The sequence below is a fragment of the Rhizobium leguminosarum genome (assembly GCF_019798305.1).
In the GTDB taxonomy this organism is placed as follows: domain Bacteria; phylum Pseudomonadota; class Alphaproteobacteria; order Rhizobiales; family Rhizobiaceae; genus Rhizobium; species Rhizobium leguminosarum_U.
Genome location: NZ_JAAXDD010000007.1, coordinates 120594 through 142952 on the forward strand (window position 1 = coordinate 120594; position 22359 = coordinate 142952).

Here is a 22359-nt window from a genome sequence, read left to right on the forward strand (position 1 = left end):
AGCGGCCGCCTTTTGGGCGGCTGCTTTGTTCATGCGGCAGGCCGTGTCTGCCTTGGCTGGCCGGCCGCTTTCGTCAAGTCTCGCCCGGCACGAGTGTCATCTTTTCGACACCGATCGCTAGGTTCAGGCCTTCCTGAGCCTGGACGTTCAACGGCTGCAGCATGAAGGCCTTGTCGGTGCCGCCGGCGATGACCTTGGCGCCGGCGCCTGCACCGATGCTTGCGTCGGCGCCGATCCCGTAATATTCGCCGGCAAGGGCGAATTGCGGAATATCCGTGCCGGTCTTTGCCAGCACCTGCCAGATCATGACGCTCTTGCCGGTCTGGCCGATATCGAGGCCGAATTTCTCGATTTTGCCGGCGTAGACCGCCTTGGCGCCGCCGGCCGCTGGCGTGTAGGTGCAGATGAGGTTCTTCTGCGAGGTGACGATCAGACCCTGGCCGCCATCCGATCCGCAGACAAGACGGCCAAGCGTGACATAGTTTTCCGCGCCCGCCGGGCTCACCCAGGCAGCAGCCGTCAGTGCCGCGGCGGCGATCATCGTTTGCTTGAACATGGTCTTTCTCCTTTGGAACGACCTGTCCGAAACGGGTGGAGATAGCGATTGTTCCGGGACTTTAGTCCCGCTCCAGCGTGGCGCGCTGCGCCGTCAGCACCCATAACAGGCCTTCGGGCCGGAAGTCGATCTCAACCGCGCCGCGAAAGGCGGAGGCGGCATGGGCTTTGATAACGGTCGTGCCGAAGCCCGAGCGCGATGGCTCCGTGACCGGCGGGCCGCCGCGCTCTTCCCAGGTGAAGCGGAGCATGGCCTCCGGCTTGTCTTCCTCCTTGACGTCGCGCCATTCGAAGCGGACACGGCCTTGCGGTACGGAGAGCGCACCGTATTTCACCGAATTGGTGGCGAGTTCATGCAAGGCGAGACCAAGATTCTGCACGGCATCCGGTTTCAGCACGAAGTCTTCGCCGCTGATGTCGATCTGGTCGCGCGATTGCGGGAACGCGTGCAAATGGATGTCGACGACCCGCCGCAGCGAGACGCCTCCCCATTGCTCGCTGGTCAGCAGCTCGATCGAACGCACCAATCCCTCGAGGCGGTCGGCGACGGCGGCGCGGAAGGTCTCGACGCTGTCGGACTGCTTGGCGAGCTGGCGCATCATTGCTTGGGCGAGCGTCAGGAGATTCTTGGTGCGGTGGACGAGCTCATGCATGACGAAACGCAGCCGGTCCTCAGTCTGGCTACGATCGAAAGAGGCATTCGAAAGGGCAATCGCCACCTGGTTCGCCTCGATGACGCTGGTCTCGACCGGTGAGACGATATGGCCTTCACCCATGCGGTTCGCCATGTCGGCGATATCACGGATGGTAGTGCGTACCTGCCGTGCGACGGCATAGGCGGCCAGCACGGCGACGAGCACCAGTGCCACGCCACCGATGATGAGGAAACGCCAGGTGCTGAGGATCGACGCCTGGGCGATCGGTCCCCAGATTACCGTCTTCCACGACCAACCGGGAATTTGGGCATAACCGAGGAGCATGTGCGGCAGGATCTTCTCGTCTTGGAAGACGCCGCGGGACACGGTGAGCGCTGGTAGAATGCGTGGGTCGAAGGGCGTGCCCGGTTCGAGATTGGCAGGGCCGGTGGCTGCAACGACGTGGCCGCTCTCATCGATGACGGCGGCCGACCAGCCGGGCGCAAGGCCTTCGGTGGTCACGAGCTTGCCCAGATCCTTGGCGTCCTGCGTGATGATGAGGGCCGCAACCGGATCATTCTTCCGTGGCAGGGTGACGTTGTAGACCCATTCGTCGCTGGTCCGGCCGCGAAAGACGTCTGATGCCTCGATGCGACCGGAAGCGATGGCCGCTTCGAGGGCTGTCATATTCGCCGTCTTGCCGAGCGGCGTGCCGAACGCCCGGCGCGTGTTCAGTAGCTGCTGGCCGGTGCGGTCGACGGCAATGACGAAAAGCGTGTTGTCTCTGAGGGCCGTTTCCGTGCGCTCGTGGAAGGAGGCGAGATTGCCGTTTTCAAGCTCCGGCGAACTCGAAAGCAGCCGTAGCGTCGTTGCCATATCCTGAAGCTGCCGGTCGATGATGCGCGAAAGTGCAAGCGCATCCTGGGCGGTCTCGCGCTTCAGCGTCGAACGCTGGTTATCCTCCAGCTGCAGCAGAAGCAGCGCCACGAAGGCGAAGATCGGCACTGCGATCGCCACCGCCATGGCGACGAGGTAGGTTCCGATCGAGGCTTTCGGAAAGAACAGCGCGACGATCTTCATCTGCCGCAATTCAAAATGTTGCAATGTCCTTTGCGCGTCTGAAAAGACGCGCAGCGCTGTAATGCGCGTGGCCCGCAACGTTTTTCGCTTGCGGCCAGGACAGCAAAGATCCACATCTCTCGCAAACCGCCCCCAACACGTGTTCAAACGTCCGATAGCGGGCTATCGAAGCAGGTCTATGTTAGGGGGAGCAAGAGCAGGTTGCAACATGCTATGACAGGCATCGATGACGACGGACGCTTTTTCGGCGTCTCGTCTTAATGGCGGTGCGGCCGCCTTTGCGCCACGTCGCTTCCACCGCTTGGCGTGGCACGATATCACCCCAATGATATCCAGAGTCGGAAGATTCGTTTGAATCATCAGGGCCTTTGTCGGTGTCCGATGGGTGGTGCGACCGGCAAGTGGCGGTTGCGGGCCGCCCGATGCTCCCGGCCGCCCCATTATGTCTTTAGCCGTCTGGGGCCACGCCGACGCGGGCAAGTCCGTCGCGAGCCGGCTGGTATTTGGGATCGAGGCCGACCGCGTGGCGATAGGAGCGGGCCGCCTTCGCCTTGTCGCCGCGGCGTTCGTAGACGAGCGCCTGGTTGGCCCAGGATTCGGCGATGTTGCCGTTGAGCTCGATCGCATGGTTGAAATCGGCAAAGGCGTTGTCATCGTCGTTCAGCGCGATATAGGAAATGCCGCGGCCATTATAAGGCTCTGGCGAATTCGGCGCGAGCGAGATCGCTTTCGAGAAATCGTCGATCGCCTTATCCTGCTGATTGCGCTTCTGATAAATCAGACCACGATTGTGATAGGCGCGGCCATCGGTGGTGCCGAGGTGGATCGCCTTGTCGAAATCGTTGAAGGCCTGGTCGTCCTGGCCGGCCATGCGGTAGACATTGCCACGGCCGATATAGGCGACGTCGTAGCTCGGATTGATCTGCAGGGCGGCATTGTAGTCCGCAATCGCCTGGGCCTGCTGGCCCATATTGCGATAGACGAGAGCGCGGTTGGCGTAAGCCTGAAAGAAACGCGGATTGATCTGCAGCGCCGTGTTGAAATCGTTCAGCGCAGGGCGGAACTGGCCGGCGCGGCCATAGGCGGAACCACGGACGTTGTAACCTTCGGGATCCCTCGGATTGGCGTTGATAACAGCCGTCAGCGAGGCGATGTTCTCTTCCGAACCCTGCGCCTTATCGATGCTGATCACGGCATCCGAGGTATTGGTCGTCTCGCAGCCGGCAAGGCCGAATATTGCCGCCAGCGCCAAAGCGGGCAGGAATGCCGTTTTCTGCAAGCGCAAAGCGCGGGACGGATTAAAGGTGTTGACAGCCATTCGGGCTCGCTTTCCCCATGCGGCATATCCGGTGCGCGGATATGCGATCTTCAGCGGCAAACTAAAAAGGCGGCGGCGAACCCATCGCCCCCGCCACAATGCATCTGAAAACGTCGAAAAAACGACGGAAATGCTCAGCGCGCTGCAACCAGACCCTCGCGCTGAGCGCGCTTACGGGCCAGCTTGCGAACACGGCGAACAGCCTCGGCCTTTTCGCGAGCACGCTTCTGCGACGGCTTCTCGTAGTAGTCGCGCATCTTCATTTCGCGGAAAATGCCTTCGCGCTGCATCTTCTTCTTGAGAGCGCGGAGAGCCTGATCAACATTGTTATCGCGGACAAGTACCTGCACGAGAATCACGTTCCTTTGGTTGGTTGATGCCGGAGGCGGCGCAGCGGCCTGAGGCAAAACAATAACGTTCGCGCGGCCGCAGCCTTGCGATTGGTGATGCGGGATAGCAGATTGGGCACGGGAAGTCCAGATGGATATGGGATGCGGACGGAAAAATCATGCTTGCCCGATATCCGGTCACGATCCGGCGGTTTCGGGCAGGGTTTCGTCCAGCGCGGCGATCGCCTCCCTGAGAGCTGTCCTGACTCGGAGGCGATCGGCAGGCTCCACCCGGCTCATGTCCAAATGCAGATCAAGGCCCGAGAGGTGCTCGCTGAGAACGCGGCTTTTGTGGTCCGCACCGAGTGTCAACCCATCCACCGCATAGGGCACGATCTCGCGCTGTATGCCTTTCATCGTGATCGGCGCCAGGGGATGGGCGTCGACGATTTCGTCCACCAGCGCGTAGGTTTCGTAGCTGATGACGATCTCTCCTCCCTGGGCGATCGATTGCAGCCGGGCTGCGAGATTGGCCTCCGCCCCGATGATCGTATAGTCCATGCGGTCATTGCTGCCGAAATTGCCGACGTTGCAATAGCCGCTGTTTACCCCCATGCGAACGACGAAAGGCTCTTCGGTGCCGTTTCTGCGCCATCTGTCCTTGAGTTCGCCGAGACGGCGCTGCATGTCGACGGCCATGCGCAGACATGCTTTCGCATCCTCTTCCGGGCCCTTGGTTTCGGGATCGCCGAAGAAGACCAGCATCGCGTCGCCGATGAACTTGTCCACCGTGCCGCCATGCTCCAGGGCAATGTTCGACATCTCGGTCAGATATTCGTTGAGCATCTCCGTCAAGGCTTCCGGTTGCAGCCGCTCGGTCGTCGCCGTGAAGTCCTTGATGTCGGAGAAGAAGATCGTCAGGCGCTTGCGCTCTGTATGGACCACTACGTCCTTCTGCCCGGAGAAGATGCCCTTGTAGATCTGCGGCGAGAGATAACGCGAAATCTTCATGGAAACGCTGGCGAGGAATTCGTTCGCCGCTTCCAGATCTTGGTTGGCGCTATGGATCGCGCGCGTCTGCTGCCGCTGGAGCAGAATGAAGCTGATGCCGATGACGGCGACGAAAAGAAAATAGCAGAGCAGGTATTTGAAGGCGAAGACGTTGCTCGCGTAGGGTTGCCTGATGATCACTTCCTGAATGCCGCGAACGTCGCCCACCTTCCAATCGGTCTTCGGGCTTTCAGGGTGGGTATTATGGCAGGTAACACAGGCCTGGCCCATGACGACGGGGGTGATGAGCCGCAAGGTATCGGTCAATCCGACGCGGGTGAGATCGTTCAGGGTCTGCTGCGGATTGGCGCGCAACGCGGCGAGCGCTTTTTTCTCGAAGTCGTCGAGCTCGTGGGATGCGCGGCTCTTGAACGGCAGGTCGGAGACGAAACGGTAAGTGATATTGGCCTGCTGCTCCTTGATGACGTCGCCGAGCTCCAGGGAAAGCGTGGCCGGCAGCGGGATGGCGCCTGATATATTCGCATAATTGTGGGAGACCACCGTGCCCTCGGTCGCGCCGCTGGCATGGGCGGCGAGAACGCGCCCCACGACATTCGTGGAATAATAGGAGCGGATGCTCGATATCAGCGAGCTCATGTCGCCGGCCTGGCGCCGTAGGGTGTTGCCCGAGAGATCGCTGATATCAAGCCAGACGGCAAGCGGCAGCCCGGCGAGCATTGCCAGCACGACGACAATCAGCCAGTAGCCGCTTCGGCGTGCGGCGGATTCGGAAATCACGGCGACCTTCATCCTTCTCTCGAAAGAGCATCCGACTTTCGATCGTTACAAGAGCATTTCACCGCGCGCCGGGCAAGGTTGAAGCCTTTTCATCCAGGCAAATGCCCGGCGAAATCTGGAGGCGTTGGCCGTATTGAAGACGGTTGCCTGCCGATCTCCGGAAAACGAAATGCGGGAGGCTGAAAAGAGAGCGCCCGGGATGCATCTGCGAATGGCGTTTCGGAGGAAAGCGGCGTAGCTTGTCTGCCGGCAGGTGCGGGTCGCCCAGCCGGCCGTGGGAGGGGACACCCGGTGAGATCATGACGCGCGCGCAGCATATCGGTGTCGTTCTCGGCCTGGCGATCGTGACTGCGCTGACGATCCTTCGAGCAAGTGATCCCGGGATCTTCAAGTTGATCCGCGGCGTGACCTTCGACGAGTATCAGCGGCTGGTTCCCAGAACCTTCGAGCCGATGCCGGTCCGCGTGATCGACATCGACGAGGCCTCGTTGCACGAATTCGGCCAATGGCCTTGGCCGCGCGACCGGATGGCCTTGCTGGTGAACCGCCTTTCGGAGATGGGCGCCTCGGCCATCGCCTTCGATATTCTTTTCGCCGAGCCGGACCGGCTGTCACCGCGCAATGTTGTCCGCGATGTCGTGGGGATAGACCCTGCGCTTGCCGAGAAACTGCCCGACAACGACGAGATATTCGCTCGATCGATTGCCGAAAAACCCATCGTGCTCGGCTTCGGCCTTTCCAATGAAGGCAATTACCGGCCGCCGGTGAAGGCAGGCTTTGCCTTTACAGGCGAAAGCCCCGTTTCGGCCCCGCCCTATCTCGGTGCCTCGACGCCGCTGCGGCCGCAATTGGAGGCCAATGCGGCGGGACTCGGCCACATCAGCCTCAATCCCGGCAATCCCTCGCCGGTGGTACGGGCGGTCCCTCTGTTTCTGACCGACGGCGAGCAGCTCTATCCGAACCTCGCGATCGAGGCGCTGCGTGTCGCACAAGGGGCATCGACCTATGTGCTATCAGGCGCGCCCGATCGCGCCGGCATCATGACATCGGTAAAGATCGGGGATTTCGTCGTTCCGCTGACGGCGGCGGGCGAGCTCTGGCTCTATGTCACCCCCGACCGGGCGGAGCGTTATATATCCGCCCGGCAGGTGCTTGCGGCCGAAGGGGCCTCGCCAGATGTCGCCGCCGCCATCGACGGCAGCATCGTCTTCGTCGGGACATCGGCGGCCGGCCTGCAGGACATCCGCGTCACCGCGCTCGGCGAGAACGTTCCCGGCGTTTCGCTGCATGCACAGGCCGTCGAGCAGATCCTCTCTGCCCGCTTTCTCTCGCGGCCCGACTGGGCGGACGGGCTGGAAATCGTGATGATCGCCGTGCTCGGATGCCTGCTCGTCGGGGTGACGACCTTCGTAAGTCCCGCCGTCGCGCTGGCCTGCGGCCTGCTGATCACGGCCATGGCGCTGGTGGCGTCGTGGCTCTCGTTTCTTTATGCGGGGCTCCTCCTCGATCCGCTGGCTCCGATCATCAGCGGATCGATCACCCATTTCGCCTCGACCTCGTTCCGGATTCTGGTGATCGACAGAGAGCGGCGCGAGGTGCGGCGTGCCTTCGGGCATTATCTTTCCCCGTCGCTGCTCCATCGCATCGAGCATTCCCGCGACGCGTTGCGCCTCGGCGGAGACGATCGCGAGCTGACGGTCATGTTCGTCGATGTCAGGAGCTTCACCGAGATCAGCGAGCGGCTGGCGCCGACTGCGGTGGTCGCGTTCCTGAATACGTTGCTCGATGCGCTGAGCCGCCATGTAGTGGCCAATGAAGGCACGCTCGACAAGTTCATCGGCGATTCGATCATGGCGTTCTGGAATGCACCCGTCGATGTGGCGGATCATGAAACCAAGGCCGTTCGCGCAGCGCTTGCCATGCGCGAAACGCTGGCAGAACTGAACGCCGGCGACGCTTTCGGCTTCGGATCCGGACAAGAGGTCGGGATCGGCATCGGCATCCATACCGGCCTTGCCTGCGTCGGCAATATGGGCGCCAAGACGCGCTTCAACTATTCGGCGGTCGGCGATGCCGTCAACATTGCGGCGCGGCTGGAATCATGCTGCAAAGAGGTCGGTTTCGATATTCTGATATCAGACAGCACGGCGAGATCGGTGCAGGGAATGGCGCTGGTCGAGGCCGGCGCCGTTCCGCTCAAGGGGAAGAGCAGCCGGACGCAGATTCTCGCCGTCGTCGGCGACGAACGCGTTGCGGCCTCTGCGGAGTTCGCCGCGCTTTCGGTCGTTCACGAGCAGCTGACGCGGGCGCTGCATTCACATTCGAAAAATACGCGCAAGCTTATCGGCACGGCAAAGCTCAGGGCGGCGCAGGTGATCGGCGGGCTGGCGGAATTCTACCGGCGGATATCCGGCAGAAGCGATCACTTCCGCGAGGTGGCGGATGATTTCGAGAAGAGCGTCGCCGATTGAGCGGCATCAGCGGTTGCGATTGAAATTCCGGCCCCTGTCGTGATTCTTGTCCCCATCACGATCGCGATCTTCATCGTGATCGCGGTCATGATCTCGATGGTGCCGTTGATCGTGATAGTCGTGATCATCGTGCTGATCGTGATGTTCATGCCGGCCGCGGCCATCATGCTTGTCGGGTTTATCCGGTTCGTCGTGATGCGGCGTGTCAGGCTTGGTCGGCCGCTCCTTCTGCGGCTCGGCCTGTTTCTGCGGCGGATCCTGCCTCTGCGGCACGGGCGAAGCCGGAGGCGGGGGCGGGTTTCTGTCCTTTCTTTCCGGCGCGACGGAGGCCATATTGCAACCGCCGAGCATGCCGATGCCGCCCGCAAGCCGCTGATTGCCGGAGAGGAAGGGCAGGGCGCGCTTATTTCCGAGCGTCGCGAGGATGCTGGGGTCGACCCGGCGCGCCGCCGACATATTGCCGTTCGGCTTGGCCACCACGCAATCGCAGCGCTGTTGCAATTGCCGGCAGCCGCCTGGACCGCAGAAACGGGCAGCACCGTTCAGCAGCACGACGGCGGTCGTGCCGTCAGGGCCGACGTAGAAATCGAAAGCGGTGCCGCGTACGCCAATCGTGCCGGCCGGCGTCAAGATCTGGTAGGCCGAGGAGTTGGAGCTGCCGCTGACCCAGCGAAACGTGCCCTTGGCCGCCCTGATAGTCAGTTTCTTGACCGATTGGGAGTCATCGAAGACATATTTGTCGATAACGACCGACGAACCCCAGCCGACGGCGAGCTTTGTGCCGTCACGAAACAGGAACTGGCCAAGCCCCGATTGCGATGTCTTGATGCGTTCGTTGCGATGAACGCTGGTGTCGACCTCGATAGGACCACTCTGTCCCGTCACCTCTGTCTTGATGACGACAGCCTGGCCGACCGGCTCGGCGGCGGGTGCCGGCCATGCGCTGCTTAACGCGATGCAAAGCGTCGCGACTGATACTGAGCGCCAACCCCACATGATACACATACCCCACAACATGTGATTGTTAACATTTTAGTAATTGCTTGTCTTCTAACCCTCTTGGGTTAGGCCACCGGTCGATGGACAAGCAGAAATGCCTGCCGCTTGCGTCATTCGCCTGAAGCGGCATTCTCTTCAGCGTGTCGAAACCAAAGCTCTCGCGCGTCGCAAAAGAACCGTTGTGCCGCATTTGGATTTGCGATTTGTATGAGCGCGGAGAACAAGCCCTTTCCCGAAGGAGAAGAAGGCGGATGCGGAAATATTCGGTTTTTGCCGTGGCACGGGAGGCCCTTCGCGGCCACAGGGGCTGGGAGAAGCAGTGGACGTCACCGGAGCCGCGCGCCGAATACGACGTCGTCATTATCGGTGGCGGCGGCCATGGGCTGGGCGCTGCCTACTATCTCGCCAAGGAGCACGGCATCACCAATGTTGCGGTGATCGAGAAGGGCTGGCTCGGCGGCGGCAATACCGGGCGCAACACCACCATCATCCGCTCGAACTATCTCTACGAAGAGAGCATGCACATCTACGAGCATTCGATGAAGCTCTGGGAGGGGCTTTCCCAGGAGCTCAACTACAACGTGATGTATTCGCCGCGTGGCGTGATGATGCTCTCGCACAACATTCACGACCAGCAGTCCTTCAAGCGGCATATCCATGCCAACCGGCTCTACGGTATCGACAATGAATGGCTGACGCCGGAACAGGCGAAGGCCTATTGTCCGCCGCTCGATATCTCGGCCAGCGCGCGCTACCCGATCAACGGGGCGGCACTGCAGCGGCGCGGTGGTACGGCGCGGCACGACGCGGTTGCCTGGGGTTATGCGCGGGCCGCCTCAGACCGCGGCGTGCATATCATTCAGAATTGCGAAGTGACCGGTATCCGGCGCGGCGTAGATGGACGGGTGACCGGGGTCGAGACCTCGCGTGGCTTCATCGGCGCCAGGAAGGTGGCGGTGTCGGCGGCCGGCCACACGACAACAATCATGCAGATGGCCAACGTGCGCGTGCCGCTGCAATCGAGCCCGCTACAGGCGCTGGTTTCCGAGCCGCTGAAGCCGATCTTTCCATGCGTTGTCATGTCGAACACGGTGCATGCCTATATCTCCCAGTCCGACAAGGGAGAGCTCGTTATCGGCGCCGGCACCGACCAGTACAATTCCTACTCCCAGACCGGCGGGCTGCAGATCATTACGCACACGCTCGACGCCATCTGCGAGCTCTTCCCGATGTTCCGGCGCGTCAAGATGATGCGGCAATGGGGCGGCATCGTCGATAACACGCCGGATCGTTCGGCGATCCAGTCGAAGACGCCGGTTCCCGGGCTCTACGTCAATTGCGGCTGGGGCACCGGCGGCTTCAAGGCGACGCCGGGCTCTGCCAATTTGTTTGCGCATCTGATTGCCCGCGACGAGCCGCACAAATTCAATGCCGGGCTGACGCTGGATCGTTTCCGCAGCGGCCGGCTGATCGACGAGGCGGCGGCGGCGGCGGTGGCGCACTGATGTGGACGGCGGCTCTCCTCGCAATCGGGATCGACGGCGCGGCCATGCCGGCCGGTGATGTCTTTCCCGGCGTCGGGGATTTCCGCCTGCAGAAGATCCACAGGGCTGCCGGCGAAAGCGAGTGGCCCTTCGTTGCCGGGAGCGGCACGCTGCTTTGCGCGATGATCCTGCGCAAACCAGCCGTTTATTTCGTGCCTGAGGTCGGCCGAACGCCGGGACGTGCTTTCGCGATCGACAGTGATATCACCAAGATGGCTTTTGCCAATATCGGCATGACCGATGTGCTGGAGCCCTACGACAATTTCGAACAGCTTCTCAAGCGCCTCATTCCCTATGTGACGATGGGAAAGCGTCTCTGCAATCAACCTCCGGGAACCAATGTTTCCGGGTCGGAACTCTAAGACGGGTAACTCATGCTGCTGATCTATTGCCCATACTGTCAGGAAGAGCGCTCCGAGCTCGAATTCCGTGGCGCAGGTGACGCGCATATCGCGCGGCCCACGGACATCGCCTCGATCTCGGACGAGGAATTCGAGGCCTATTTCTTTCTGCGCGACAATCCGAAGGGGCTGATCTTCGAACGCTGGCGACACATTCACGGCTGCGGGCGCTTCTTCAATGCGGCGCGCGATACGGTGACCGACAAGTTCATCGTGACCTACAAGGCGGGTGAGCCGAAGCCTGGGATCGGTGCGGCGGCCGCGCAGCATGGGCCTGTCGAGACATATGAAGCCGTGGAAGGAGAGGCGCAATGAGCGGCGTGAACCGTATCGCCGGCAAGGGGCGTCTGACACCGGCCAAGACTGCGCGCTTCAGCTTCGACGGCAAAACCTATACGGCACTCGAAGGCGATACCGTCGCCTCGGCGCTGATGGCCAATGGTGTGCATCTCATTGGCCGTTCGTTCAAATATCACCGGGCCCGCGGTATTCTGTCGGCGGGGGCCGAGGAGCCGAACGCGCTTATCGACGTTTCCCGCGATACGGCGCGCAAGCAGCCGAACGTGCGCGCCACCGTCCAGGAAGTCTTCGACGGCATGATCGTCAGCTCGCAGAACCGCTGGCCCTCGCTTGCCTTCGATGTCGGCGCGGTCAACAATCTGATGTCGCCGTTCTTCGCCGCCGGTTTCTACTACAAGACCTTCATGTGGCCGCGCGCCGCCTGGAAACACGTCTACGAACCGCTCATCCGCCGCGCCGCCGGCCTCGGCGTCGCGCCGACGGAGGAGGATCCGGACCATTATGCCAGCCGCTATGCCCATTGCGACGTGCTGGTGGTCGGCGCCGGCGTGGCCGGGCTTTCGGCAGCGCTGGCCGCGGCCGAGACCGGTGCCCGGGTGATCCTTTGCGACGAGCAGGCGGAAGCCGGCGGGGCGTTGCGCTACGATACCGGCGTGACCATCGACGGACAGGACGGCAATAGCTGGGCGCAGACGGCCGTGGCGCGGCTGAAGGCGATGGACAATGTCGAAGTGCTGGTCCGCACGACCGCCTTCGGTTACTACAACCACAATTTCGTCGGTCTTGCCGAGCGCGTCACCGATCATATCGCCAAGCCTTCCCACGACCTACCGCGCGAGCGGCTTTGGCAGGTTCGGGCCAAGCGGGTGATCCTCGCCACCGGCGCGATCGAGCGGCACATGGTATTTCCGAACAACGACCGGCCGGGCATCATGCTGGCTGCGGCAGGGCGGATGTATCTCAATCATTACGGCGTCGCCGTCGGGACCAAGATCGGCATCTACACGGCGCATGACTCGGCCTACGAGGCGGCCTTCGATCTGAAACGATCGGGTGTTTCGATCGCCGCCATCGTCGACAGCAGGCAGGCGCCGGGAACGGCGGTGCTGGAAGAGGCGCGTGCGCTCGGCATCGATGTTCTGGCCGGCCAATCGGTCGTCAATACGTCGGGGCGGCTACGCATCTCATCGATGACGGTGGCGCGCAACGGCGGTTCGCGGCGCAAGATCGCGGTCGATGCGCTGCTGGTTTCGGCCGGCTGGACGCCGTCTGTCCATCTGTTCTCGCAGTCGCGCGGCAAAGTGGCCTTCGATGCCGAAAGCCAACGTTTTCTGCCCGGCTCCTATGCCCAGGACTGCCTCTCGGTCGGCGCCTGCAACGGCACCGACGACCTGCAGCGGACGATCGAGGAATCGCTTGCCGCCGGCGAACTGATGGCGCAGGCCACCGGCAAAAGCAGCGGCGAAAAGATCGCAATTTCGGCCGAGCAAGCCTATGACTGGACGGGCGGCATGATCGGCGCTGCCGAAGGCGCCGGACCGAAGACCAACGCCAGGGCCTTTATCGATTTCCAGCACGACGTCTGTGCCAAGGATATCCGCCTTGCCGTGCGCGAGGGCATGCATTCGATCGAGCATATTAAGCGTTTCACGACCAACGGCATGGCCTCGGACCAGGGCAAGCTCTCCAACATGCATGGCCTGGCGATTGCCGCCGAAATGCTCGGCAAGGAAATCCCGCAGGTCGGGCTCACCACTTTCCGTGCGCCCTATACGCCGGTCACCTATGGTACGCTGGTCGGCCATTCGCGCGGAGAGCTGTTCGATCCGACACGCAAGACGCCGCTGCACGGTTGGGAAGAAGCCCATGGCGCGGTCTTCGAGGATGTCGGCAACTGGAAGCGTGCCTGGTTCTATCCGCAGGCCGGCGAGACCATGCACCAGGCGGTTTCTCGCGAATGCCGGACGGCACGCGAGGCGGCCGGTATCTTCGACGCCTCGACGCTCGGCAAGATCGAGGTAGTGGGGCCGGATGCGGCGGAGTTCCTCAACCTCATCTACACCAATGCCTGGGATACGCTGAAGCCCGGCAAGGCCCGCTACGGCATCATGACCCGCGAGGACGGCTTCGTTTATGACGATGGCGTTGTCGGACGCCTGGCGGACGACCGTTTCCATGTGACGACGACGACCGGCGGTGCGCCGCGCGTTCTCCACCACATGGAAGATTACCTGCAGACGGAATTCCCGCATCTGAAAGTCTGGCTGACCTCGGTAACCGAACAATGGGCTGTCATCGCCGTGCAGGGGCCGAAGGCGCGCGAGATCGTCGCGCCGCTGGTCGAAGGGCTCGATCTTTCGAACGAGGCTTTCCCGCATATGAGCGTCGCCGAGTGCACGGTCTGCGGAGTGCCGGCGCGACTCTTCCGTGTCTCATTCACCGGTGAAACCGGATTCGAAATCAATGTGCCGGCCGATTACGGCCAATCGGTGCTCGAAGCGGTCTGGGCCAATGCCGAGCCGCTCGGCGCCTGCGTCTACGGCACGGAGACGATGCACGTTCTTCGCGCCGAGAAGGGTTACATCATCGTCGGGCAGGATACGGATGGGACCGTGACCCCCGATGACGCCGGCCTTTCCTGGGCGGTTTCGAAGAAAAAGACGGATTTCGTCGGTATTCGCGGGTTGAAGCGGCCGGATCTTGTCAAGGACGGGCGCAAGCAGCTCGTGGGCCTCGTCACCAAGGACCCGAAGCTGGTGCTGGAAGAAGGCGCGCAGATCGTCGCGAGCCCGAACGAGCCGAAGCCGATGACTATGCTCGGCCACGTCACATCAGCCTATTGGTCGGACAATTGCGATAGGTCGATCGCCTTCGCGCTGGTCGCCGGCGGCCGGGCGCGGATGGGGGAGACACTCTATGTGCCGATGCCGGACCGGACGATTGCCGTCGAAGTGACGGATCTGGTATTCTTTGACAAGGAAGGGGGCCGCATCCATGGCTGATGTCGCAATTCGCAAACCGGCTCTTGCCGGCCGTTTCGGCGGCTCCGCAACGGTGCGGCTGACGACCGCACGCACTGCCAGCCGGGTGGCGCTGCGTGCGCCTGCAGAATCGCTTGCAGCACTTTCCGCTGCTCTCGGCCTGTCTCTGCCGGCCGCCCCGAAAACATCCGGCCGGGCTGGCGCCCGATCGGCGCTCTGGCTCGGGCCGGACGAATGGCTGGTGATCGACGAGGATGGCGCCGACCTGATGGCGGCATTTTCCGGTGCCGGTGCGCTGCATTCGGCGACCGACGTGTCCCACCGCAATGTCGGGATCATCGTCTCGGGGCCGGGTGCGGAGGCGACGCTTTCGGCCGGCTGCCCGCAGGATCTGTCGCTTGCTTCCTTCCCGGTCGGAGCCGCATCGCGCACCATCTTCGGCAAGGCGGAGATGGTGCTTTTCCGTACGGAAGAAGACACGTTTCGGGTCGAGTGCTGGCGGTCGTTTTCGGACTATGTCTTCGGGTTGCTGAACGAGGCCGCCGAAGACGCGGGGAATTAAGCCCAGGCCAATCCCGGCTGGGTAGGCCTTTATTCAAAGGGTAGGCAAATGCTGCACCATGCCTCCCTCGGCGTTTCCGATATTGAACGGTCGGCAGCATTTTACGATGCTACGCTGGCCGCGCTCGGTTATGCCAGGGTCTGGGACGACATCAGGCCGGGGCAAACAGGGCAGGCAATCGGCTACGGCAATCCCGGCGGCGGGGACAAATTGGCGATCAAGCATCGGCAGGACGGCCAGCGTGCGCCCGGTCCCGGCTTTCATCTGGCTTTCGCCGCTCCGAACCGGCAGGCGGTCGATCAATTTTATGCGGCGGCAATCGCGCATGGCGGCAGCGACAATGGCCGTCCCGGCCTGCGGTCCCATTACGGCGAGCACTATTACGCGGCGTTCGTCATCGATCCCGACGGACATGCTCTCGAAGCCGTGTTCAATTCGGCCGAATAACAAAAGTCGTTTTGATCAGACGTCCTCGGGACGGTCCTTCGGGTCGAATTGGATGATGGTGATCCATTTTGCCGTCAACGCCGGCTTCTTCTCGTTTTCGATCTCGATTGTGACATCATAAGTGGTCATCAGCATGCCGGCGCCGCGGAAGCGGGCGTCGGAGAGCAGGAAACGGCCGCGGACGCGGGCGCCACTCTTCACCGGCGTCATGAAGCGGACGCGCTCGAAGCCGTAATTGATGCCCATGGTCTGCTCGCGCACTTTCGGCAGGCAGTTGTAGTTCATCGTCGATAGCAGAGACAGTGTCAGGAAGCCGTGGGCGATGGTGCCGCCGAACGGGCTCTCGGCCGCCGCGCGCGCGGGATCAACGTGGATGAATTGATGGTCGTCAGTCGCCGCCGCGAAAGCGTCGATCATCGGCTGGTCGACGGCGATCCAGTCCGATAGGCCCGTTTCCATGCCGATCAATCCCCGCACGTCGGAGAGTGAAATTTCCGTGACCATGAATTCCTCGTGAAACAAGCCGCCGCGGCAAAGCCTTATCGTGCATTTGTGACGATTGCGACAAGGATTTGCGCAAGCGAGGGGAGGCGGTCAATTTTCTACGAAAAAGGCGACGGAGCGTGGCTCGACGGCTGCACCATTGCCGGCTTTCTTCGTTCCATCCCGCGTCAACTGGCGCCAGCCCGGTTCGCCCCTGGAAGGAAGCGTGAAAAATTGGCGGCTCTCCGAGCGGTTGAAAAGCACGCCAAGCCGGGTCTGCCTGCCGCGTGCGGAGCGGTCCCCGGTCGATAGCAGCATGCCGAGGATGGACAGCGACGGCGTGTCCCATTCGGCAACGGTCATCGGTTCGCCGGAGAGCGAAATCCATTCGACATCGCCGTTTCCTGACAGGAAACCCGTTTCGGAGAAGACGGTGAAGCGGCGGCGCAGCTCTGCAACGTAGGCGGTGTGGGCGATGAGATCCCCGTCCAACGCCTTCCAGTCCAGCCAGGTGATCTCGTTGTCCTGGCAATAGGCGTTGTTGTTGCCGTGCTGGCTGCGGCCGCCTTCGTCGCCCGCTGTCAGCATGAGGCTGCCGCGGGTGGCAAAGAGGGTTGATATCAGCGCCATCACATCGTCGCGGCGACGCTTGCGGATCGTCGGATAGACGGTTTCCCCCTCGACGCCGTTGTTCCAGGAATGGTTCTCGTTATGGCCGTCGCGATTGTGTTCGCCGTTGGCGTCGTTATGCTTTCCGGCGTAGGAGACGAGATCGATCAGCGTGAAGCCGTCATGGGCGGCGAGGAAATTGACGCTGCGCGTTTCCTTGCCGCCGTTGCGGGAGAAGATGTCGGAGGAGCCGGCGAGTGCGGTTGCCAGCGCGCCGGTCTTCCAATGGTCGCCGCGCCAGTAGCAGCGCAGGTCGTCGCGAACCCGGTCGTTCCATTCAAGGAAGGGCGCTGGGAAATTGCCGAGCTGGTAACCGCCCGGGCCGATATCCCAGGGTTCGGCGATCATGATGCGGTCGGCAAGCACATCGTCGGCCAGGATCGCGGCCAGTGTTCCCCCGTCGCGCTCGAAGCCTGTCGCGATGCGGCCGAGCACCGGGGCGAGATCAAAACGAAAACCGTCGACGCCGGCATTGAGCACGAAATGGCGCAGGCTGTCGATGACAAGGTGGCGGACCTCAGGATGATCGCAGGCGAGCGTATTGCCGGTGCCTGTGTCGTTGACGAGTTCGCCCGGCCAATTCTGCGCGTGGCGATAATAATGCAGGTTGTCGAGGCCGCGCAGCGACAGCGTCGCGCCGTATCGGTCGCTCTCGCCGGTGTGGTTGAAGACGAGGTCGAGGATGACGGCGATACCTTCGGCATGGAGGGTCGCGACTGTCTCGCGCAACTCCGTCATGCCGCCGGGGACGAGCCGCGGATCGAGCGCCATGAAGGCGACGGGATTGTAGCCCCAGCCGTTGGTGAGGCCGAGCGGCGGCAGATGGCGTTCGTCGATCCAGGCGGTGATCGGCATCAGTTCGACAGCGTCGACACCGATCCGCTTCAGATGCGCGACGACGGAGGGATGGGCAAGCGCTGCGACCGTGCCGCGTTGAGCCTCCGGCACGTCGGGATGAAGAATGGTGAAGGGCCGCACCGCCACCTCATAGATAAAGCCGCCCGGCTTGAACAGCGGCTTGCCGATCGCGGCTCGGGTATCCGTGGTGACAATCGCCTTCGGCATCAGATCCTGGCTGTCCTCGCCATAGATGCCGAGGCGGGGATCGTAGCGGAACGGCCTGTCGATCTCCTTAGCGTAGGGATCGATCAGCAGTTTGGAAGGATCGTACCAGAGGCCGTTATCGGGCGCATAGATACCGTCGGCGCGATAGCCGTAACGCGCGCCCTCCTTCAGTCCGTCGACAAAGAGACGATGGAAATAGTTGCTGTCGCGCGCCATCGGCAGGCGCGCGAATTCCCTGTCGCCGTCATCCTCGAAGAGGCAGAGTTCAATCTGTGCGGCATGATGCGACCATACGGCAAATTCGACGCCGGTCTCGAAGACGATCGCGCCGGCTTGCGCCGAACTGCTTCCCCGCATGTTTCCCCCGGATCAGGTGATCACGGTTGGCGCATCGCGTCCCGTGCGTTCACGAATGCTGGCTATGCTTTCGGCGGCGGCGATCAGATCGGCGAGCGCTTCCTGCGTTTCGATGTTGTGGCGAGTCGAATCCGGCTCGTAGCGCTCGATATAGACACGCAAGGTTGCGCCAGACGTGCCGGTGCCAGACAGGCGAAAGACGACGCGCGAGCCGCCCTCGAAGAGCACACGGACACCTTGATGCTCGCTCACCGATTTGTCGATCGGATCGTGATAGGCGAAGTCGTCGGCCTTCTCGACCTTCAGGCTGCCGAAGCTCTTGCCGGGGAGAGTGGGAAGCTGGCTGCGGAGATTGTCCACGAGGCCGTTCGCCGCATCGGTGTCGAGGCCTTCGTAATCATGGCGCGAATAATAGTTGCGGCCGTAGGTCTGCCAGTGCTGGGTGACGATGTCGGCGACGCTCTCGCCGCGCACGGCAAGAATGTTCAGCCATAGCAGCACGGCCCAGAGACCATCCTTTTCGCGGACGTGACTGGAGCCCGTGCCGGAGCTTTCCTCACCGCAGATCGTCGCCATGCCGGCGTCGAGCAGGTTGCCGAAGAACTTCCAGCCGGTCGGCGTCTCGTACATGCCGATGCCGCGCTTTTCGGCGACGCGGTCGGCAGCACCCGATGTCGGCATCGAGCGGGCGATGCCGGCAAGGCCGCCGGAATAGCCCGGAGCGAGATTGGCGTTGGCGGCAAGAATCGCCAGGCTGTCGGAAGGCGTGACGAAGATGCCGCGGCCGATAATCAGATTGCGGTCGCCGTCGCCGTCGGAAGCGGCGCCGAAATCGGGCGCGTCGTCGCCCATCATCTCATCGAAGAGTTCCTTGCAGTGCACCGGGTTCGGGTCCGGGTGATGGCCGCCGAAATCCGGCAGCGGCATGAAATTGCGCACCGAACCCGAGGGAGCGCCAAGACGATTTTCGAAGATTTCCTTGGCATAGGGGCCGGTGACGGCGCTCATCCCATCGAAGGCAATGCGGAAGCCGAGGCTGATCAGGTTGCGGATGGCGCCGAAATCGAACAGCTCTTCCATCAGCGCGGCGTAGTCCTCGACCGGGTCGATGACCGACAGGATCGTGCCGCCGGGAAGCTCGTCCTTGCCGATGCGGTCGAGATTGACGTCGGCGAAATCGGCGATCTTGTAGCTGTCGATCGTCTTGGAGCGCGCATAGATCGCGTCGGTGATCTTTTCCGGCGCCGGGCCGCCATTATTGATGTTGTACTTGATGCCGAAGTCTTCGGTCGGGCCGCCGGGATTGTGGCTGGCGGAGAGGATGATGCCGCCGAAAGCCTTGTACTTGCGGATGATGTGGGAGGCGGCCGGCGTCGACAGGATGCCGCCCTTGCCGACCATGACCTTGCCGAAGCCATTGGCCGCGGCCATCTTGACTGCCTTCTGGATGACCTCGCGATTGTAGTAGCGTCCGTCGCCGCCGATGACCAGGCACTTGCCCTGATAGCCTTCCAGCGAATCGAAGATCGACTGGATGAAGTTCTCCGCATAGTTCGGCTGCTGGAAAACTGGAACCTTCTTGCGCAGGCCCGACGTGCCGGGTTTCTGGTCCAGATAGGGCGTGGTGGGGACGGACTTGATCATTTTAGGTCACATGCCTTTCGAGACGAGGCTTGAATAGAGGGCAGCGTAGCGTTCGGCGCTCTTCTCCCAGGAGACATCCGATTTCATGCCCTGCTTTTGCAATTGGGTCCAGAGTTTTCGGTCCTGGTAAAAATGCATCGCACGGCGGATTGCCTGTAGCATGCCCGTTTCTGTCACGGGGGCAAATTGTATGCCGGTTGCCACTTTCGCCGCAAGTGCGGCATGATTGGCGTCGATCACCGTGTCATTCAACCCGCCGGTGCGGGCGACAATCGGAACGCAGCCGTAACGCAGGCCGTAAAGCTGGGTCAGACCGCAGGGTTCGAAGCGCGAGGGGATGATGATCGCATCGCAGCCGGCCTGCATCAGGTGCGACATCGGCTCGTTATATCCGATCGAGACGCCGATGCGACCGGGGTGACGGCTGGCGGAGGCGAGCAGCGCGCCTTCCAGCGCGGCTTCGCCGGAGCCGAGCACAACGAGCTTGCCGCCCATGGCGACGATCTCGTCGGCGACGTTGGCGACGACATCCATACCCTTCTGCCAAGTGAGACGGCTGATGACGCAGAAGATCGGGGCGTCGTCATTGTCGAGACCGAAGAATTCGGCAATCGAGCGACGGTTCTCCTCACGGTTCTTCAGCGTCGTCGAGCCGTAATGGGTGTGGACGACAGGGTCGGTCGCCGGGTTCCAGATATCGGTGTCGATGCCGTTGACGATGCCGTGGAGGTCGTCGATGCGGCTGGCGATGACGCCTTCGAGCCCCATGCCGAATTGCGACGTCAGGATCTCATCCGCATAGGTGGGGCTGACTGTCGTAATCGCATGGGCGGTCTTCAGCCCGCCTTTGAGGAAGCCGACAGTGCCGTAATATTCGATGCTTTCGGTGGCGAAGGCATGGGCGGGCAGGCGCAGGCCGGGAAAGATCTCGGAACCGAACTGGCCCTGGAAGGCAATGTTGTGGATGGTCAGAACGCTCGGCAATTCCGGCGTCGGGTAATAGCGCATGTAGACCGACGTCAGCGCCGCCTGCCAGTCGTGGGTGTGGACGAGATCCGGCCGCCAGCCGGGCAGCAGACCGGCCGCGATCTCGGAGGCCGCAAGCGACAGGGCAGCGAACCGGCGCCAGTTGTCGGGATAGTCCTTGCCGAGCGGATCGAGATAGGGCCCGCCCGGCCTGTCGTAATAGGCCGGCGCATCGAGGATGAGCAGATCGAGGCCCTCGTGCTCAACCTCGAGCACGGCCGCCCGCTCACCGAGCAGGTCGGGGAATTCGAGCCTGACGACGGCGTCGCGAATGACCTTCATGACGGCGGGATAGCCGGGCAGCAGGGTCTTGGTCTCGACCCCGAAGGCTTTCAGAGTAATCGGCAGGGCGCCGGACACATCGGCCAGACCCCCTGTCTTGATCAAAGGGAAGACTTCGGACGAAACCGAAAGAACTTTCATACGTCAGATATCCAGCTTGTCGATCATCGGTTGCGTGATCAGGCAGATGCCGCTTTCCGTCCGCCGAAAGCGCTTGGCATCGAGCTCGGCGTCCTCGCCGACAACCAGGCCTTCCGGAATGATGACACCATGGTCGATCACCACATTCTTGAGCTGCGCGCGCCGTCCGATCTTCACGTTCGGCAGAATGACCGCACCTTCCATCTTGGAGAAGGAATTGGCCCTGACACCGGTGAAGAGCAGGCTGTTGTTGAGCATGGCGCCCGAGATGATGCAGTCGCCTGACACAACGGAGGAGGTGGCCGAGCCGCGGCGATCCTCGTCGTCATGGACGAATTTCGCCGGTGGGGTGATCTCGGCATAGGTCCAGATCGGCCAGGACTTGTCGTAGATGTCGAGCTCTGGAACGATCGCCGTCAGGTCGATATTGGCCTGCCAATAGGCGTCGATCGTGCCGACGTCGCGCCAGTAGGGCTCGTGCTCGAAATCGGAACGGACGCAGGACTTGGCGAAGCGGTGGGCAACAGCCTTACCGTTCTTGACGATATAGGGGATGATGTCCTTGCCGAAGTCGCGGCTCGATGTCGGATCTGCGGCGTCGCGGCGCAGTGCATCGAGCAGGAACTTGGTGTGGAAGACGTAGATGCCCATCGAGGCGAGGGCGAAATCCAGCTTGTCGGGAATGGGCGGCGGATCGGCCGGTTTCTCGACGAAGGCGATGATCTCGTCCTTCTCGTTGACATGCATGACGCCGAAGCCGACCGCTTCCATGCGCGGCACTTCCAGGCAGCCGATGGTGACGTCAGCACCGGAATCGACGTGCTGCTGCAGCATCCATTCATAGTCCATCTTATAGACGTGGTCGCCCGCAAGAATGACCATGTATTCGACGCCGTAATCCTGGATGATGTCGATGTTCTGATAGACGGCGTCGGCCGTACCTTCATACCATTGCGTCTCGGAGACGCGCTGGCTGGCGGGCAGAATATCGAAGCTCTCGTTGCGCTCGGGGCGGAAGAAGTTCCAGCCGCGCTGCATGTGGCGGATCAGCGAATGCGCCTTATATTGCGTGGCGACGCCGATGCGGCGGATGCCGGAATTCAGGGCGTTCGACAGGGCGAAATCGATGATGCGGGCCTTGCCGCCGAAATAAACGGCCGGCTTGGCACGCCGGTCGGTGAGTTCCTTGAGACGGCTTCCCCTGCCGCCCGCCAGAACATAAGCCATTGCATCGCGGGCAAGTGGCTGAACGCGCTTTTCTACCATTTTCTCCTCCCACCAG

The 22359-nt window shown here is 62.1% G+C and carries 18 protein-coding genes; 7 read left to right on the forward strand and 11 right to left on the reverse strand.

All coding sequences use genetic code 11. The features are described from left to right. Positions 1–73: 73 nt before the first annotated feature. The 5 genes from HFO99_RS14185 to HFO99_RS14205 form a co-directional block, all read right to left on the reverse strand. The gene (locus tag HFO99_RS14185; RefSeq protein ID WP_222361847.1) at positions 74–556 is read right to left on the reverse strand and encodes a DUF992 domain-containing protein; all 483 of its coding nucleotides are present in this window, start codon (positions 554–556) and stop codon (positions 74–76) included. Positions 557–617: 61 nt separating this feature from the next. Further along, positions 618–2270, reverse strand: coding sequence for a sensor histidine kinase (locus tag HFO99_RS14190; protein WP_222361848.1), 1653 nt, complete (start codon positions 2268–2270; stop codon positions 618–620). Between the two features lie 448 nt (positions 2271–2718). Next, on the reverse strand, positions 2719–3588 hold the full coding sequence (locus tag HFO99_RS14195; protein ID WP_222361849.1) for a tetratricopeptide repeat protein: 870 nt from the start codon (positions 3586–3588) through the stop codon (positions 2719–2721). 134 nt (positions 3589–3722) lie between these two features. Continuing rightward, positions 3723–3938 (reverse strand): 30S ribosomal protein S21, encoded by a 216-nt coding sequence (gene rpsU / locus HFO99_RS14200; protein ID WP_003542939.1) that lies wholly within the window; start codon positions 3936–3938, stop codon positions 3723–3725. A 177-nt stretch (positions 3939–4115) separates the two neighbouring features. After that, a complete protein-coding gene (locus HFO99_RS14205; RefSeq protein WP_222361850.1) occupies positions 4116–5717 on the reverse strand; it encodes an adenylate/guanylate cyclase domain-containing protein in 1602 nt (533 codons plus the stop codon). Positions 5718–6004: 287 nt separating this feature from the next. Here HFO99_RS14205 and HFO99_RS14210 point away from each other — a divergent pair, with 287 nt between their 5' ends. After that, positions 6005–8176: a CHASE2 domain-containing protein gene (locus HFO99_RS14210; protein WP_222361851.1), complete on the forward strand. Its 2172-nt coding sequence runs from the start codon at positions 6005–6007 to the stop codon at positions 8174–8176. 6 nt (positions 8177–8182) lie between these two features. Here the strand turns inward: HFO99_RS14210 and HFO99_RS14215 are convergent, their stop codons facing one another. Beyond that, a complete protein-coding gene (locus HFO99_RS14215; RefSeq protein WP_222334131.1) occupies positions 8183–9172 on the reverse strand; it encodes a FecR domain-containing protein in 990 nt (329 codons plus the stop codon). A gap of 254 nt (positions 9173–9426) precedes the next feature. Here HFO99_RS14215 and HFO99_RS14220 point away from each other — a divergent pair, with 254 nt between their 5' ends. The 6 genes from HFO99_RS14220 to HFO99_RS14245 are packed head-to-tail and all read left to right on the forward strand — an operon-like array spanning position 9427 to position 15410. Continuing rightward, positions 9427–10680 (forward strand): sarcosine oxidase subunit beta family protein, encoded by a 1254-nt coding sequence (locus HFO99_RS14220; protein WP_064249426.1) that lies wholly within the window; start codon positions 9427–9429, stop codon positions 10678–10680. Next, positions 10680–11081 (forward strand): hypothetical protein, encoded by a 402-nt coding sequence (locus HFO99_RS14225; RefSeq protein WP_222361852.1) that lies wholly within the window; start codon positions 10680–10682, stop codon positions 11079–11081. The genes HFO99_RS14220 and HFO99_RS14225 overlap by 1 nt, the downstream gene beginning before the upstream one ends. A 12-nt stretch (positions 11082–11093) precedes the next feature. Next, positions 11094–11435 (forward strand): sarcosine oxidase subunit delta, encoded by a 342-nt coding sequence (locus tag HFO99_RS14230; protein ID WP_222361853.1) that lies wholly within the window; start codon positions 11094–11096, stop codon positions 11433–11435. Beyond that, the gene (locus HFO99_RS14235) at positions 11432–14422 is read left to right on the forward strand and encodes a sarcosine oxidase subunit alpha (protein ID WP_222361854.1); all 2991 of its coding nucleotides are present in this window, start codon (positions 11432–11434) and stop codon (positions 14420–14422) included. The genes HFO99_RS14230 and HFO99_RS14235 overlap by 4 nt, the downstream gene beginning before the upstream one ends. Beyond that, positions 14415–14963 (forward strand): sarcosine oxidase subunit gamma family protein, encoded by a 549-nt coding sequence (gene soxG / locus HFO99_RS14240; RefSeq protein WP_222361855.1) that lies wholly within the window; start codon positions 14415–14417, stop codon positions 14961–14963. The genes HFO99_RS14235 and soxG overlap by 8 nt, the downstream gene beginning before the upstream one ends. Before the next feature lie 48 nt (positions 14964–15011). Continuing rightward, positions 15012–15410, forward strand: a complete 399-nt coding sequence (locus tag HFO99_RS14245; RefSeq protein ID WP_222334135.1) for a VOC family protein — start codon at positions 15012–15014, stop codon at positions 15408–15410. A gap of 15 nt (positions 15411–15425) precedes the next feature. On the opposite strand, the gene HFO99_RS14250 is transcribed toward HFO99_RS14245, so the two are convergent. From HFO99_RS14250 to glgC, 5 genes are all read right to left on the reverse strand, one after another. Next, positions 15426–15914 (reverse strand): MaoC family dehydratase, encoded by a 489-nt coding sequence (locus tag HFO99_RS14250; protein ID WP_222334136.1) that lies wholly within the window; start codon positions 15912–15914, stop codon positions 15426–15428. Between the two features lie 90 nt (positions 15915–16004). After that, positions 16005–17984, reverse strand: coding sequence for a glycogen debranching protein GlgX (gene glgX / locus HFO99_RS14255; RefSeq protein WP_222361856.1), 1980 nt, complete (start codon positions 17982–17984; stop codon positions 16005–16007). Positions 17985–17996: 12 nt separating this feature from the next. Beyond that, positions 17997–19628, reverse strand: coding sequence for an alpha-D-glucose phosphate-specific phosphoglucomutase (locus HFO99_RS14260; RefSeq protein ID WP_029871878.1), 1632 nt, complete (start codon positions 19626–19628; stop codon positions 17997–17999). Between the two features lie 6 nt (positions 19629–19634). After that, the gene (gene glgA, locus HFO99_RS14265; protein WP_222361857.1) at positions 19635–21077 is read right to left on the reverse strand and encodes a glycogen synthase GlgA; all 1443 of its coding nucleotides are present in this window, start codon (positions 21075–21077) and stop codon (positions 19635–19637) included. A 3-nt stretch (positions 21078–21080) separates the two neighbouring features. Then, entirely contained in the window at positions 21081–22343 is a 1263-nt protein-coding gene (gene glgC / locus HFO99_RS14270) for a glucose-1-phosphate adenylyltransferase (RefSeq protein ID WP_222361858.1), read from the reverse strand. Positions 22344–22359 lie beyond the last annotated feature (16 nt).

Coding starts and splice junctions, on each gene's coding strand:
- HFO99_RS14185 (WP_222361847.1), bottom strand. CDS start 556: ATGTTCAAGCAAACGATGATCGCCGCCGCGGCACTGACGGCTGCTGCC.
- HFO99_RS14190 (WP_222361848.1), bottom strand. CDS start 2,270: ATGAAGATCGTCGCGCTGTTCTTTCCGAAAGCCTCGATCGGAACCTAC.
- HFO99_RS14195 (WP_222361849.1), bottom strand. CDS start 3,588: ATGGCTGTCAACACCTTTAATCCGTCCCGCGCTTTGCGCTTGCAGAAA.
- HFO99_RS14205 (WP_222361850.1), bottom strand. CDS start 5,717: ATGAAGGTCGCCGTGATTTCCGAATCCGCCGCACGCCGAAGCGGCTAC.
- HFO99_RS14210 (WP_222361851.1), top strand. CDS start 6,005: ATGACGCGCGCGCAGCATATCGGTGTCGTTCTCGGCCTGGCGATCGTG.
- HFO99_RS14215 (WP_222334131.1), bottom strand. CDS start 9,172: ATGTGGGGTTGGCGCTCAGTATCAGTCGCGACGCTTTGCATCGCGTTA.
- HFO99_RS14220 (WP_064249426.1), top strand. CDS start 9,427: ATGCGGAAATATTCGGTTTTTGCCGTGGCACGGGAGGCCCTTCGCGGC.
- HFO99_RS14225 (WP_222361852.1), top strand. CDS start 10,680: ATGTGGACGGCGGCTCTCCTCGCAATCGGGATCGACGGCGCGGCCATG.
- HFO99_RS14230 (WP_222361853.1), top strand. CDS start 11,094: ATGCTGCTGATCTATTGCCCATACTGTCAGGAAGAGCGCTCCGAGCTC.
- HFO99_RS14235 (WP_222361854.1), top strand. CDS start 11,432: ATGAGCGGCGTGAACCGTATCGCCGGCAAGGGGCGTCTGACACCGGCC.
- soxG (WP_222361855.1), top strand. CDS start 14,415: ATGGCTGATGTCGCAATTCGCAAACCGGCTCTTGCCGGCCGTTTCGGC.
- HFO99_RS14245 (WP_222334135.1), top strand. CDS start 15,012: ATGCTGCACCATGCCTCCCTCGGCGTTTCCGATATTGAACGGTCGGCA.
- HFO99_RS14250 (WP_222334136.1), bottom strand. CDS start 15,914: ATGGTCACGGAAATTTCACTCTCCGACGTGCGGGGATTGATCGGCATG.
- glgX (WP_222361856.1), bottom strand. CDS start 17,984: ATGCGGGGAAGCAGTTCGGCGCAAGCCGGCGCGATCGTCTTCGAGACC.
- HFO99_RS14260 (WP_029871878.1), bottom strand. CDS start 19,628: ATGATCAAGTCCGTCCCCACCACGCCCTATCTGGACCAGAAACCCGGC.
- glgA (WP_222361857.1), bottom strand. CDS start 21,077: ATGAAAGTTCTTTCGGTTTCGTCCGAAGTCTTCCCTTTGATCAAGACA.
- glgC (WP_222361858.1), bottom strand. CDS start 22,343: ATGGTAGAAAAGCGCGTTCAGCCACTTGCCCGCGATGCAATGGCTTAT.